The organism is Paraglaciecola aquimarina, assembly GCF_032464635.1.
GTDB lineage: Bacteria > Pseudomonadota > Gammaproteobacteria > Enterobacterales > Alteromonadaceae > Paraglaciecola > Paraglaciecola aquimarina.
The window spans coordinates 289,007-303,903 of sequence record NZ_JAWDIO010000002.1; the positions used below are offsets into that span (position 1 = coordinate 289,007).

Genomic DNA, 14,897 nt, shown 5'->3' on the forward strand with positions numbered 1-14,897 from the left:
GTTATTAACGCTCACCTGTTAGCCCAAAGGCTATTCAGAATAGACTCGGAGAATGACTTTGAATGGCATCAAACATCATCGCCTTAACGCCAACGGCTTTACACGGGGTATATCAACACTTTTGCTAAGATTTGGCATTGCGTTACCAGCTGTATTAATAGTTATGCCTAGTACTGCCGAAATTAAGTTTAATAATGATATTCGCCCATTATTGTCAGACAAATGTTTTCACTGTCACGGTCCAGATAAAGCCGACCGCAAAGCTAACTTGCGTTTAGACACGGCGGAAGGTTTACTCACCGACTTAGGCGGATACGCTGCCATTGTGCTTATAGCAACCCAGAAGACAGTGCCGTCTACCAACGTATCACCCACAGCGATCCAGAAGAGCGTATGCCACCCGCACATATGCACAAAGACCTAACTGAGCAAGAAATTGCTACTATTTACCAATGGATTAAAGAAGGGGCAAGTTATCAAAACCACTGGTCTTTTGAGCCTATAGCTGCAGAAAAAGTGCCGCAGGTCAAACAAGTAGAATGGGCCAACAATGCCATAGACAACTTTATCCTAGCCAAATTAGAACAAGCACAACTATCGCCTTCACCTAAAGCAGATAAACATACTTTAATTAGGCGCTTAGCTTTGGACCTAACAGGTTTACCCCCTACTCCACAGCTGATTGCCGAGTTTGTTGCAGATGACTCCGCGCAAGCATACGAAAAAGCAGTAGACACCCTCATGGCCTCCACCGCCTATGGTGAACACCAAGCCCACTACTGGTTAGATGCGGCGCGTTATGCTGACACTCACGGCTTGCATTTAGATAATTTACGCAGTATATGGCCCTATCGTGACTGGGTCGTGGATGCGTTTAATCAAAATAAACCTTTTGACCAATTCACTATCGAACAATTAGCTGGCGATTTGTTACCTAACCCCACTCAGGATCAGTTAGTTGCTACTGGCTTTGTGCGCTCAAATCCAAGCACCAGTGAAGGCGGTGCCATCGATGCTGAATATGCCGCTATTTATGCTAAAGACAGAACAGAAACCTTATCGACTGTTTGGATGGGTTTAACCACTGGTTGTGCAGGTTGTCATGATCACAAATTTGATCCTATCTCACAAAAGGAGTTTTATCAGTTAACTGCCTTTTTCAGAAATACAACAGAAAAACCAATGGATGGGAATGCCGCAGATTACCCACCTTCTATGCATGTTTTTAATGAGCAAGATTCCATATTGATCAAACAACTGAAAAACAATAATGAGTCACTTAAAAACAAAATTGAACAACTAAGCAAAAGTAGTTCGGCAGAGCTTAAACAGTGGATTAACAGTCACAAGAACAAGTCCTTACCGATAGTGAATAATGAACTAGCTTTCCACCTACCAGCAAATGAAGGTCAAGGAAATAAAGTAACAACCCAGTTAAATCAAAAAACCTCTACAGCCAAAATCACAGGAAAATACCAATGGGTAGAGGGCAAACAAGGCAAGGCCCTTGCCATTAACAAATCAACATTGATAGAACTAGGTGACGCGGCTGAATATGATTATGAAGATAGCTTCAGCGTCAGTTTTTGGATAAAACCACCAAAAGAAGAAATTAAGGCGCAGCCCATAATAAGTCGAATTAGTGTAGATCCTGAAAAAGGGTGGTGGGACCGACAGAGTAAAACTGCAGGTTGGTTTGTTGAAGCATTAAACAACAAATCATTAAGGTTGAGTTTAAATTTTGGCGATACCGCTTTTATTCACGGCAGTATTTGGAATGTAATGGAGCCTGACGCGTGGCACCACATTACTATTCAATATGACGGTAGCGCTAACCAAAATGCATTTCGATATTACGTAAATGGTGAAGAGCGTGGCAAAGCGCAAGCAAAAAGTTTATCGCCAGAAGAATTAGCAAGCGTGCAACAAGCAAAAATTAATAGTCCTTTGGCTATCGGTTTTGTGCAGAACCCTTACGCTCAGAAAGAAGATCCTAAAGCCCCAGATATTGTAGAGAAAAATAACAAAACTCCTTATGTCGCTATACAAGATATAAGGGTGTACAAGAATGTACTAACGCCTGAAGAAAACCACCTGATCGCCAAACTTCCTGACATACAACAAGCACTTTTGGCAACAAAACCTACAGAAGAACAACAGACATTGTTAAGTGCTTACTATACCAGTCAGTATTCTCAACAAGGTCAACAATATTATGCAGAACGTCGTGCACAACTGCCACAAATAACGGCCATTCAGCAACGTACACCTATCACCCTTATTCTGGAAGAGAAAACAGACAGCAAACCTTATGCCCATGTATTAAATCGAGGCCAATACGATGACGAAGGCGAAAAAGGTATTTTCGGGTACTTTGGCCATGCTGCCCAAGATTGAAAAAACGGAAGGGCTCAATCGATTAGATTTAGCCAAGTGGTTAGTCAGGGATGATCATCCTTTGACAGCTCGTGTAACTATTAACCGTTTTTGGCAATATGTGTTTGGTCGAGGATTAGTTGAAACCGCTGGTGATTTTGGTAGCCAAGGCACACCTCCGACTCACCCTGAATTATTAGACTGGTTAGCGAACGATTTCAAACAAAACGGTTGGGATGTGAAACGTGCCATCAAACAAATGGTCATGTCTGCCACTTATCAGCAATCATCAGCCTATACAGAAGAACTACTTAGCAAAGATTCTCTTAACACCTTATATGCCCGTTCTTCTCGCCCTCGCTTAGATGCCGAAGTCATTCGAGATCAAGCATTAGTCGTAAGTGGATTGTTAAATGACCAAGTGGGAGGCCCACCAGTAAAACCATATCAACCTGCAGGTTTATGGAAAGCAGTAGCCTATGTAGACAGTAATACTGCTCACTTTAAACAAGATCATGGCGACAAGTTATACCGTAAAAGTTTATACACCTTTAGGAAACGTACTGCAGCTCCTCCAGGCATGTCGCTATTTGATGCACCTGACAGAGAGAGTTGTGTAGTCCAGCGAGAACAAACCAATACACCACTGCAAGCATTATTACTAATGAACGACCCCCAGTTTGTTGAAGCTGCGAAAAAAATGGCGGAAAGAGTCTTAATAGAGAACCATTCCAACAAGTTTAGTTTCTTAATCCAACAAGCTTTAGGCAGGTCACCAGATGAACCTATGTTAGCGAGCTTACGCCAGTCCTACGACAACCTGCACAAGCTTTATTTAAGCAATGAAGGGGCAGCCCAAGAGCTACTCAGTGTCGGAGAATCTAAAGTTGATCCTGCGCTGGACCCAATCGAACTGGCCACATGGACCATGTTAGCCAACCAAGTATTTAACTTAGACGAATTTATTACCAGAAACTAACTCAACCAACAATCACTCACGAAACAATAGGTTTAGTTAGGGGCGCAAAAATGGGCCGATTGGAGAAAAGAATATGAAGAACAATAACGACACTGACTTTAATAAACAATTTAGCACTCTGAGCCGTCGTGGCTTTTTAAAACATGCGGCAGCCGGAATAGGAGGAACAGCTTTAGCAGGTCTATTGGGGCAAAGTGCTTATGCTGCGCAAAATGCGCAGGTTCAATTAGGTCAGGGGAGTTTAGGTTCGCCACACTTTAGACCCAAAGCTAAGCGGGTGATCAATCTGTTTATGGCAGGTGGCCCTTCGCAACACGACATGTTTGACTATAAACCCAAAATGAAAGCGATGTTTGGCAAGGACTTACCAGAAGAAATACGCAATGGCCAACGCCTAACCGGTATGACTTCTGGACAAGATAGCTTTCCTATTGCTCCTACTAAATATGATTTCAAGCAGTATGGCGATAGTGGGGCTTGGGTCAGTGAGTTAATGCCCTACACAGCTAAAATGGTAGATGAACTCACTTTTATTAAATCTATGCATACCGAGGCCATTAACCATGATCCTGCTATTACTTATATTCAAACTGGCTCGCAACAACCGGGTCATCCAAGTATGGGCTCTTGGTTAAGTTATGGTTTAGGCAGTGAGAACGCCAATTTACCTAATTTTGTGGTGTTACATTCTAGTTGGACCGGTAGAAAAACCGCTCAAGCTTTGTATAACCGCTTATGGGGCAGCGGTTTCTTGCCAGCTAGTCATCAAGGTGTATCGTTTCAGTCGACAGGTGATCCTATCTTGTATTTAACCAATGCTAAAGGCGTCAATGCTGATGTCCGTCGTACTATGTTAGATGGTTTGAGAAACTTAAATCAACAACACTTTGCTAAGATGGCTGATCCAAGTATTACCTCACGCATAGCCCAATATGAATTAGCCAATCGCATGCAAAGTTCGGTACCTGAACTAACTGACCTTAAGAAAGAAAGCAAAGCGACATTAGATTTATACGGCCCAGATGTGCACAAACCGGGCACGTTTGCATACAACTGTTTAATGGCTAGACGTTTAGCTGAACGCGGGGTGCGTTTCACCCAAATATTCCACCGTGGATGGGATCAGCATCAAGATATAGCCAAAGATTTACCTAATCAGTGCCGTGATGTAGATCAAGCCTGCTATGCCTTAGTGACCGATTTAAAATCTCGAGGTTTGTTGGAAGATACGATTGTGACTTGGGGCGGGGAATTTGGTCGCACCATATATTGCCAAGGTAAACTCACTAAAGAAAATTATGGCCGAGACCATCATCCACGTAGCTTTACCACTTGGGTTGCAGGTGGCGGATTTAAACCAGGTATAACTTATGGTGAATCTGACGAGTTTGGCTACAACATAGTTAAAGATCCTGTGCATATTCGAGATTTAAATAGGACTGTGTTGCACCAGCTGGGAATAGACCACAAGCGATTGTCGGTAAAACACCAAGGCCTAGACCAAACTTTAACGGGTGTAGAGGAGTCACATCTAATTAAAGGTATTATTAGTTAAATTATAAACAACCGAACGAAAGTAAGCACTTGCAAACTACAGCTAAACCACAAAAAGAATACAGATTTAGAGAATTATATGCAGTCATCGTTACTAAAAAAATACCACAACCACTAAAATACGCTTGGGTTATTGGTCTTGGATTCATTACCTTTTTACTTTTGTTACCTTTTTTAATTAATCTAGATGGGGAAACAGGTAACGACTGGGCCATATTTTTTGGTCGCTTTCATATAGTTGTGTTACACCTACCTATTGGTTGGCTGATGATTATTCCATTTATCGAATTAATCGCCAGAAAATGCGCCCTACCCGAGCTTAAAAAAGCTATTCGTTTCATTTTAGCTTTAGCGGCTTTTTCAGCCATTTTAGCCGTCAGCATAGGATTAACCTTAGCCAGTTCAGATGGTTATTCTGGTGACATTGTCACTACACATATGTGGTTGGGGATCTCTACAGCAATCTTTACCATTTTAGCTTGTTTGTTTAACGAAAGTTTTCAAGCTAGCGCTAAGAACCTATTCCAACAAGCCTATTACTTTAGCCTAGCAACCGCTCTCGTTGCCGTAACCTGGGGTGGGCATTTGGGTGGGGCTCTGGTACAAGGTGAAGGTTATCTAACTGAAAAATTACCGACTGAGTTAAAAGTGACTTTAGGCTTTGAAGAACAAGAACAGTTGCTAAGTTACGATACACCGATTTATCAAGGTTTTATCGAACCTATGTTGGCCGCTCAATGTATGAGTTGTCACAATGCGGGCAAGGTAAAGGGTCAATTTACCTTAGATACATTAGAAGGCTTGTTCAAAGGGGGAAAAGCCAAAAAGCAGGCATAGTAGCGGGTAACTTAAAAACCAGTGAAGTGTTCCATCGAATTACCTTACCTCGTAGCCATGATAAGGCTATGCCTCCTGAGGGTAGAACCCCGCTAAGTGACGAACAAATTGCACTGATGCGTTGGTGGATAAAAGCTGGCGCACCTAGCTCAACCAGCATAAATCAATTGGAACCAGAGGTATTAAGCCCTGAAATAGTGGCTTTAATTGACGCCAAAATTAGCGAGTCGATAGAGCGTAGGTATCCCACTAAGGTGTATACCAGCATTGAACCTAAAGAGTTAAAACAACATATTCAAAATTTAAAAACAGGCTTTGGCATAGATATCACGCCTGTTTCACAAGATCCGAAAGATGGTCTACAAATTACCGCGTTTAACTTTCACACTTCTGTAGATGATAATGCTTGGCATGCATTGGCACCTTTAGCAGAATTTATTTCTTATGCTGATTTTGGTGGCATGACAATCACCCAACAAAGCTGGGGGCAATTAGCCAAGCTCCCTCAGTTACGCTCATTATTGCTTGATAACGCCATTCTTGAATCAAGTGACGTAACACCCTTAAATCAGTTAAAAAAATTGCAAGTTTTAAACTTATTTAATACGGGTATCGATGATAGTGTCAGTAAGTCTTTAGCTAACATAACTAGCTTGAAAAAGCTGTACTTGGGCCAAACCCAAATCTCAACAGATGGCTTAGCTAAGATTCAAGATAGCCTAAAACAAACAAAAATATATCATTCGTTAGTCGAACAAGCGGCCCTTACCTTGCCAGCAACAAACACTGACGAAAAACCATCAACCAAATCAGAATATGCTGAATAACCTTCAGAATTTAAGGCTTAGATACTCATGTTAAAAATAAAAAATCCTGTCACAGTTATACTGTTGTCTGCACTATGCAGCTTGAGTTTTACGCAAGTTAGTTTTGCCCACGAACACAAGGTGCATAAACTGGCTCAACCGGCAGCGGTTATTGAAGGCCGAAAAATCATTTCAGGGGGTTACGAATACCAGCCAAACTTATTGCAATTACCCAAAGAAGTGAAGATCAAACATGCTCATGGCTTAACTCGAGATAACCAAGATAATATTTATCTTGCCTATGAGTCTCATGACATTGACGACCAGACTCACGCCATTGCCATGTTTAATAAACACGGGCAATTTATAAAATATATAGGTGATTCTAAACTAGCTTGGGGCTCGCCTCATGGTTTAGATTTAGTCTATGAAAATGGTAGAAAGTACTTATACCTAAGCAATAATTGGTTGACGGTACGTAAAATTGATATGCAAGGCAATCTAGTTTGGCAGTCAGATAAAGCGCCGGATCACGCACCTTACCAAACCGAAAAACCTAAGTATCGTCCCACAGATACCGCCACTAACCCTAACTCACAACAAGTGTATATCGCTGATGGTTACGGCAGTTCGACTATTTCAGAGCGTGATAAAAACAATGGCCAATTCAGTCAAAAAATTTGGACAGGTGAACAATCTGGCAAACATTTTAAGACTCCTCACGGCGTAAGTTACGACTCCAGAAATGACCAAATATTAGTGGCAGACCGTGAAAACAGCCGTATTGTGGCTTACAATCCGCAAGGTAAATTTATCCAAACCATTGAAGGTGATGGCATTAGTCGAGTATGCAATACCGACACTTGGCAAGACCAACTATTAGTACCGAATCTAAATGGTACAGTGTCTTATTTAGATAAAAACAATCAACTTATAGACACCATAGAAATCAATCAGGTGTTGGGCGAAAAAGGCCATAAACACCCACACGATGCGATATTTATGTCGAATGGCGATATTGTAATAGGTACTTGGAATCCAGGTAGACTGTCTTACTGGAAGAAGTTAAGAAACTAGTGTTTAAAAACAAAAAACCAGCCTCTCGGCTGGTTTTTATTATCTGACGTTCTCCTTTTCAGGAGCTAGTAAAATTACGCGTTAACGAAATCTTGACCTAATTTTATGTCACCACGTAAACCTTCAATCATAGAAGCTTTCGCGCTTTCTTCAAATGCACTCAATTCACCGTATGGTAGAATTTCTTCTACACCGTTTTTACCTAAACGGACTGGGTGAGAGAAGAACTCAGCGTCGTCGCTATTCACTTCAACGTAAGTATATTCAACTACGTTTTCACCGCGCATTGCAGCAACAAGTGATAAACAGAATCTAGCAGCTGCTTGACCCATAGATAGCGTAGCTGATCCGCCGCCCGCTTTAGCTTCTACTACTTCGGTACCGGCATTTTGGATACGCGTAGTAAGGCTAGCCACTTCTTCATCAGTAAACTCAACACCTTCAACTTGAGATAGTAAAGGTAGAATAGTGGTACCAGAGTGACCGCCAATAACTGGCACATGTGTATTTGCAGGATTAAGGCCTTTTAGCTCACCAACAAACGTTTCTGCACGAATAATATCTAGCGTCGTGACACCAAATAATTTGTTTTTGTTGTAAACACCTTTCGCTTTCAGAGCTTCAGCTGCAATGGCAACGGTAGTATTCACAGGGTTAGTGATAATACAGGTACATGCTTCTGGACAGTTGTCAGCAATAGCATCGACTAGGTTTCTTACGATACCAGCGTTGATATTGAACAAATCAGAACGATCCATGCCCGGCTTACGAGGTACGCCTGCAGGGATCAATACAATGTCACAACCTGTTAGTGCTTCGGCTAAGTCGTCTTTTCCAAAACCTTGTACTTTAACATCGGTAGGGATATGGCTTAAATCAACAGCAACACTACAGGCACAACTGGGGCTACGTCATATAAAGACAGTTCGGTACCTGCTGGAAGTTGAGTTTTTAACAATAGTGATAACGCTTGGCCGATACCACCGGCTGCACCTAATACAGCTACTTTCATAATTATCTCCTGTGAATTCTATGTGTGTAGGGTGTGTTGTTCTTTTCTAAATGACAGAATAACACGGTAATTCTAACGATAACTTTATGTATTCTATGCCTAAAAGAGCATGTTAGCTTTTAAACATTCGGTCATTATACTAAATAACCCAAACAATATGTGGGCAAATTGCTTAAACCCAAGCAATGGGGCAAAATAGCCAGAATAATTAAGAGGAAACTATGGCTACTATTAAGCAAGAAACGCTAATCAAAGCATTCAAAGATATTTTAAAAACGGAGAGTTTTGGCTCACAGGGCGATATTGTCAGTGCGCTAAAGGTGCAAAGCTTTGACAATATTAGTCAATCCAAAGTATCACGTATGCTCAGTAAGTTTGGCGCAGTCAGAACCCGTAATGCTCGTGGTGACATGGTTTATTGCTTACCTCCAGAGCTAGGTATGCCAACAGCCAAAAGCCCACTCAAACAATTGGTGCTAGATGTGGTACACAATAACGTGATGGTGATCATTCGTACTAGTCCAGGGGCCGCTCAACTTATCGCTCGCTTGCTCGACTCTTTAGGAGAAAAAGATGGGGTGTTAGGCACGATTGCCGGCGACGACACTATCTTTATCGCACCTGCTGATATTAACAATATTGAAAACACCCGAGACCGAGTAGAAGCGTTATTCGAGAATGTATAACTTGAACTTCACTCTGAATATAAAGCTAGCCATCTCTGGCTAGCCAACTATTTGCTATTTTCTAAAACAAGATCAAGCCACACTAACCTATGATCCGACGAACTACTGCGATCTTTTATCAGTCGATACAAGGCGTCATCTTTAGTAGGCCAAAACACTTCTGCATGTTGCACAGTTAACCCAGCCTTTGCAGGCAAAGCGTAGTCGGCGCGCATTCTCCAGCCTGCCGTATGAGTCGCCGCGAGATGATTATTTGGGGTGTGCGCTTTGCCACCTTTACTTTTAGGGATAATATCCGCGTTGACCTTAGTGTGAGTTAACAAATCAACAATGGCTTGTTTGTGAGAATCTCCCTCACTCATTGATGAATTCAAGTCGCCCATCACCACAAAACGCTGCCCACTGAAGCCACCGGTATGGCCTTTATCATCATAAATATACCCAGCTTGCTGACCGCCGCTTATGTAGTCCACCCAAAAGCGCACTTCATCATGGTTACGTTTACCATTGCGGTTTTCTGGGCCGTCAAACACCGGAGGCGTGGGATGACTGGCTAAAACATGTAGGGTCTGACCATTTACATTGATTGGCACATCCCAGTGAGACTTAGACGACAAACGTAAATCTTGCTGCGCCTGTGCCGAATACCAAGGCTGACCATTTTCATCGGCTATAGTAGTCAGCGTGTTGTTAGGCATATCTTGCCATTTAAATAATTGAAAAGTACGCACCTGCGCTTTATCAATAGGAAAACGACTTAATAACACCATACCATACTGACCCGGGTAAAAACCAAAGCCAAAAGCATCATCTTTTGTACCAGACGCCACACCGTCTTTATTCAAGTCATGACCACTACCCACACCAGTATTTACAGGTGCAGTGTAATAATAAGGGTAGTCAATTGGCTGCTTGCCATGTTGTGATTTTGCCAAATAATTTTTAGTAAAAGCCAATACACCTTTTGTATCATCATCGGTGTAATCAAACTCATTGAGCAAGATAATATCGGGGCGTACATGTTGAATAATTTCAGCAATATTCTTAATTTGCTGATGCTCACCTGTGGCTAAGCGTTCGAAAAGCTCATCACCGGTAATGCTATTTACGTCTTCAACATAATTAGTGGCATCCATACTGACGTTAAATGTCGCCACCCGTATTTGTTCTGCTTGCGCCAGTTGCGACATAGCCACCACCATTAAAAATACAATTCTTAACATTATTTTAGACAACCATAGTTGTGAATTTATAAGGACTGGATTATTCATCTAAGTTTATATTTCACCAACATTAAAACAACAGAAATAAAAAAGCCGATCATGAAGACCGGCTTTTGGATTTAGTTACTAAACTACTTATGGGTTTAGAATCTATATCGAACACCAACCCTAACTTGCCATAAAGACTGAGTTTGGAAAGGTGATTGGCTAGCCGCGCTAGTATCTACTTCGTTGTAAGTGTATGTGCCATCGTCTTCAATATCAGCATCAATGACAGCAGCAGAATTAAACGGACCTTGGTTAGTAACACCCCAATCATCGTTTAACAAATTACCGAGGTTTTTGATAACTAAAAACACATTACCACTATGACCTTCAACAAAACCAGGGACTTCCTGATCAATTCTAAAGTCAACTCGAGTACTCCAGTCAGACTCTATAGAATTACGAGCAAGGATAGAACCACGGCTTCCTTCTAAACCAAAATCTGACACAAATTGGTCAAAATCAGCTTGAGCTTCAGCAGACGCGAACTTCACAGCTGTACCATACTCTTCCATAGTTGGGATATAAACTAACTGTCTATATGCATTTGTATCTTGGTTAATTCGCAAGTTTTCATAAGTCACTGAATATGGACGACCTTTCTTACGACTTCCAAATAACGAGAAAGTAGTATCATGACCATTGATCAACTCAGCAGAGTAACGCAAGTTAAATGTAAAGTTATGAGGAACTTCATAGTTTGAAGTCTCAATACCTGGGTTTAACGGGTCTGATACAGATATATTGCTGTAATTAGAAAACGAAACAGCACTTGTCATTGGATTGTATTCGGTAGATTTGTTGTAGGCATAACCTACAAAAACATCTAAACCATAGTCATACTCTTTGTTCATAGCAAAAGAAACGGTAGTTGAATCACCGTCTTCAGGAGCATTTGTTAAGATAAAGTCATTCTTTAAGAAATGACGACGAGTTGAATTACCATCGGTATCCGTAACAGTTAATTTTTCATATACCGGACGACCATCAACTAATGTCCCATCTTGCTCTATTGATGCATCAATTACAGTCGCTGAATCTTGTTTTTTAGTGTATAGAAAATCAGCTTGGAAGATGTAATCATCTTCTGTTGCGTAAGTCACACCCAAATTGTATTTCCATTCAGTTGGTAATTTAAAATCATCAGCAATTGCATTTGTACTTGGCTCCGCGCCAAATGAAGGATCATTGTCTGCTACTTCTTGCACTTGCTCAACCAGCGGATTAAAAATTGCGCGTCCATCACCAGATATCAATCCAGGTATTGGGGTTCCATCAGCGGCTAAAATTTGCGTGTCTGTACGTAATGTATCGATGTTTGTTATACCATCGTTTGAATATGAATTAGACAACCAAACATTCGGATTACCACCTTGATACAATCCTAAACCACCACGAAGTTCAAATGAATCATTGACTGCGTAGTTAAAACCAACACGAGGCTGTAAAACGCCTTCACCATCAAAGGTATTCTGATTGCTATAACCATATCTATCTTGGAAGTCTTGGTTAAAGTTTGGCTTGTCGCTGCTAGAAATCCAGTCATAGCGCAATCCAAATTGAAGCGTTAAGTCATCTATGCTCCATTCGTCTTGCACGTACAAAGCATGCGTTGCATATGAAAATGAAGCCGCCGCATCATCTGGGTTGTTTGTAACTGCAGAGTTATTGTAATAAATATCATCTACAATACCTGACTCAAAGTCATCAAGACCAGAAGTACCATCACTACTGTTTCTAGTTCTATCACCACCAAAACGATATTCACCAATTGTATGCTGCATAAATAAATTAAATACACTTAGGCTTTCATACTCGTAACCTCCAGTAATCGTATGGTCATCTAAGTAGTATGTACCTGCAACTTTTAAAGTAGTGCTATCCCAATCTAACTCATTTGACTGTCGAGAATCATCTGGACCAAGAAAAATAGCGCCAAAGCCTTCAAGTGAGCTAATTTGAACTTCACCGAAACCGCTGTCTTGGTCTACAGACTGTTGCAAGTTATCTAGTTTCGTATGTCCAATTCTGATTTCAGTTGAGAAATCATCAGACCAATCTGAATAAAGTGATGCAACCACGGCGTCTAATGTAGCGCCTTTTTTATAAAAATGGTTTGATAGTGTGACTCTAGAACTTGACTCATCAGATTGATCAATTAAGAAACCGTCATTGTAGTTATATACTAACGCAGCACGATGTGAATCGTTAATGTTCCAATCTAACTTCAACAAGAGCTTTTCATCTTCAACCGGTGCCGAAGTTGGTAATCCTCCCGCATCATAGCCATAAACGTCTTTTGCAATTTGAATCGCACGATTGACCTCTTCCATGCTTACGGCGCCATTATTTAAAGCTTCATAAGTGAATATTTGTGCTCCTTCTAATTTCTCATATGCAGCAAAGAGAAATAACTTATCCTTAATAAGCGGAGCTCCGACATTAAAACCATAACGTTTAACATCGAAGTCACCTAAATCTACTTTTTCACCAGCAATTTCATCGCCCTGCAAAGCATCGCTAGTATAATCGAAGAAAACACCACCGTGCACTTCATTAGTACCAGACTTAGTTACAGCATTTATGTTACAACCAGTAAAACCACCATATTGAACATCGAAAGGCGCTATTTCAACAGCAACTTGATCAATTGCGTCAAATGAGAAAGGCATTCTGATAGTTGGGTAACCATTAAAGTTAAGCCCAAAACTATCGTTCATGCGAACACCATCAACAGTTAACGAACTAAAACGGGGATTATTACCGCCACAAATGATTGCTTCGTCACCATTCGCTTCAGCAATACTAATGCGAGGGTCAATTCTTACTAAATCTTTAATGTCTCTATCTGCTGTCGCGGCTTGCTGCAGATCAGTAATGTCAAAAGTTGAACCAGGACTTGTTGTGCCAAACTCAACGGCTCCCATAGCAGAGCCAACAACAGATATTCTTTCGACATCGTCGTTTGTAAGGGTTAAGTTCAATGAAGGAACTTCCCCCAACTGCAAAAATATGTCATCAACCGTTTTATCTGCAAACTGATCTGAATCAAAAGTAATAGAGTATGGACCGCCAACACGAAGGCCTTTCGCTGAAAATTGACCTATTCCGTTGACTGTTGTCGTTTTAGTTGAACCAGATGGAACATGGGTAATAATGACTTTAGTTCCAACGGCTGGGTTTCCTTGCGGACCTGAAATTGTTCCCGTTAGACTTGAAGAGGTTTCTTGCGCCATCGCAGCAGACGATAGTCCTACTGACATTGCAACAGCTATCGCGATGCGATTGAGCTTATTATTTTTTAACATGTGTTCATTCCTATTTTAGTATGTTCTGTAATAAAACAATCAATTTGCCAAAAACACCTGACCAATTCAGGTAGGCTTTTTATGGTCGATGTTAATACGACTTCTAATTAAAACGGCCTGAGTGTAACAGATACATTATGACACTTTTATTACAGCTACAAGTACGTTATGTAAATTTCATCAAACTGTCGCATTTCTTGCACGAAATCAACCGAATTGGTTACAGTAGTTAACAATAAGCTAACAAAATAGACCAGATGGTCTAGTAAAAAAATGTTATTCTTCGCTGACTTTCATTCTGTTCGCTGGTATCTTCAATAAATCTTTTTACACTTCATTTGGACGGGTATGTCTTCACCATTAATAATTGCAATATCAGGTGCATCTGGGTCGGGAAAATCTTTGTTCACCGAAAATTTGTTAAAGGAATTTTCAGAAGAAGGAAAGTCTGTACAGGTTTTACGAGAAGATCACTATTACCGTAATCAAGATCATTTGCTCATGCATGAGCGTGAAAAAACCAATTATGATCACCCTAAAGCATTTGAACACGAACTCTTGGTCGAACATTTAGAAACCTTGCGCAAATGGCAGTCGGTTGAATATCCCCATTATTGTTATAAAACTCACACTCGGCTAAATAAAACTGACACATTGAATTCTGCGCCAGTCATTATCATTGAAGGCATTATGCTATTAGCCAACGAAGCGCTTCAGCATATGTTCGACATTAAAATCTTTGTCGATACACCTTTAGATATTTGTTTGTTACGCAGAATGAAGAGAGACATTATAGAAAGAGGTCGCACTATTGAGTCGGTAGCCAATCAATACGAAGCGACAGTTAAACCGATGTACCATCAATTTATCGCTCCTAGTCGTTTTACCGCCGATGTTATTGTCACGCAAGGTGGCGAAAACAAAATCGCGCTGGATGTTATTAAGTCTCACATACAACAAACCTTGTTGTAGTTCGTAACATTAAATTAAAAAT

The 14,897-nt window shown here is 40.9% G+C and carries 11 protein-coding genes and 1 pseudogene; 9 read left to right on the forward strand and 3 right to left on the reverse strand.

Translation table 11 applies throughout. From position 1 onward, the window contains the following. Positions 1 to 58 precede the first annotated feature (58 nt). From RS130_RS02040 to RS130_RS02070, 7 genes are all read left to right on the forward strand, one after another. Positions 59 to 424 (forward strand): c-type cytochrome domain-containing protein, encoded by a 366-nt coding sequence (locus RS130_RS02040; protein ID WP_316024572.1) that lies wholly within the window; start codon positions 59 to 61, stop codon positions 422 to 424. After that, positions 394 to 2,397, forward strand: coding sequence for a DUF1549 domain-containing protein (locus RS130_RS02045; protein WP_316024573.1), 2,004 nt, complete (start codon positions 394 to 396; stop codon positions 2,395 to 2,397). The genes RS130_RS02040 and RS130_RS02045 overlap by 31 nt, the downstream gene beginning before the upstream one ends. Then, positions 2,342 to 3,355, forward strand: coding sequence for a DUF1553 domain-containing protein (locus RS130_RS02050; protein ID WP_316024574.1), 1,014 nt, complete (start codon positions 2,342 to 2,344; stop codon positions 3,353 to 3,355). The genes RS130_RS02045 and RS130_RS02050 overlap by 56 nt, the downstream gene beginning before the upstream one ends. 73 nt (positions 3,356 to 3,428) lie before the next feature. Continuing rightward, the gene (locus tag RS130_RS02055) at positions 3,429 to 4,910 is read left to right on the forward strand and encodes a DUF1501 domain-containing protein (RefSeq protein WP_316024575.1); all 1,482 of its coding nucleotides are present in this window, start codon (positions 3,429 to 3,431) and stop codon (positions 4,908 to 4,910) included. A 29-nt stretch (positions 4,911 to 4,939) separates the two neighbouring features. Beyond that, positions 4,940 to 5,746: a DUF2231 domain-containing protein gene (locus RS130_RS02060; RefSeq protein WP_316024576.1), complete on the forward strand. Its 807-nt coding sequence runs from the start codon at positions 4,940 to 4,942 to the stop codon at positions 5,744 to 5,746. Positions 5,747 to 5,772: 26 nt separating this feature from the next. Beyond that, positions 5,773 to 6,573 (forward strand): hypothetical protein, encoded by an 801-nt coding sequence (locus RS130_RS02065; protein WP_316024577.1) that lies wholly within the window; start codon positions 5,773 to 5,775, stop codon positions 6,571 to 6,573. A gap of 27 nt (positions 6,574 to 6,600) precedes the next feature. Further along, entirely contained in the window at positions 6,601 to 7,629 is a 1,029-nt protein-coding gene (locus RS130_RS02070; RefSeq protein ID WP_316024578.1) for an NHL repeat-containing protein, read from the forward strand. A gap of 74 nt (positions 7,630 to 7,703) precedes the next feature. Here RS130_RS02070 and mdh read toward each other — a convergent pair. After that, a pseudogene (gene mdh, locus RS130_RS02075) lies at positions 7,704 to 8,641 on the reverse strand (malate dehydrogenase). Positions 8,642 to 8,862: 221 nt separating this feature from the next. Here mdh and argR point away from each other — a divergent pair. Then, positions 8,863 to 9,327 carry a transcriptional regulator ArgR gene (gene argR, locus RS130_RS02080; protein WP_316024579.1) on the forward strand — a complete coding sequence of 155 codons (465 nt, stop codon included), beginning with the start codon at positions 8,863 to 8,865 and terminating at the stop codon, positions 9,325 to 9,327. A gap of 47 nt (positions 9,328 to 9,374) precedes the next feature. Here argR and RS130_RS02085 read toward each other — a convergent pair whose 3' ends face one another. Further along, positions 9,375 to 10,550: an endonuclease/exonuclease/phosphatase family protein gene (locus RS130_RS02085; protein ID WP_316024580.1), complete on the reverse strand. Its 1,176-nt coding sequence runs from the start codon at positions 10,548 to 10,550 to the stop codon at positions 9,375 to 9,377. Between the two features lie 143 nt (positions 10,551 to 10,693). After that, positions 10,694 to 13,903, reverse strand: a complete 3,210-nt coding sequence (locus RS130_RS02090; RefSeq protein WP_316024581.1) for a TonB-dependent receptor — start codon at positions 13,901 to 13,903, stop codon at positions 10,694 to 10,696. Between the two features lie 348 nt (positions 13,904 to 14,251). Between RS130_RS02090 and udk the strand changes: the two genes are divergently transcribed. Beyond that, a complete protein-coding gene (gene udk, locus RS130_RS02095) occupies positions 14,252 to 14,875 on the forward strand; it encodes a uridine kinase (protein ID WP_316024582.1) in 624 nt (207 codons plus the stop codon). Positions 14,876 to 14,897: the final 22 nt, after the last annotated feature.

Excerpts from the sequence above, each read along its gene's own strand:
- RS130_RS02045 (WP_316024573.1), top strand. The coding sequence starts at position 394 with ATGCCACCCGCACATATGCACAAAGACCTAACTGAGCAAGAAATTGCT.
- RS130_RS02050 (WP_316024574.1), top strand. The coding sequence starts at position 2,342 with ATGACGAAGGCGAAAAAGGTATTTTCGGGTACTTTGGCCATGCTGCCC.
- RS130_RS02055 (WP_316024575.1), top strand. The coding sequence starts at position 3,429 with ATGAAGAACAATAACGACACTGACTTTAATAAACAATTTAGCACTCTG.
- RS130_RS02070 (WP_316024578.1), top strand. The coding sequence starts at position 6,601 with ATGTTAAAAATAAAAAATCCTGTCACAGTTATACTGTTGTCTGCACTA.
- argR (WP_316024579.1), top strand. The coding sequence starts at position 8,863 with ATGGCTACTATTAAGCAAGAAACGCTAATCAAAGCATTCAAAGATATT.
- RS130_RS02085 (WP_316024580.1), bottom strand. The coding sequence starts at position 10,550 with ATGTTAAGAATTGTATTTTTAATGGTGGTGGCTATGTCGCAACTGGCG.
- RS130_RS02090 (WP_316024581.1), bottom strand. The coding sequence starts at position 13,903 with ATGTTAAAAAATAATAAGCTCAATCGCATCGCGATAGCTGTTGCAATG.
- udk (WP_316024582.1), top strand. The coding sequence starts at position 14,252 with ATGTCTTCACCATTAATAATTGCAATATCAGGTGCATCTGGGTCGGGA.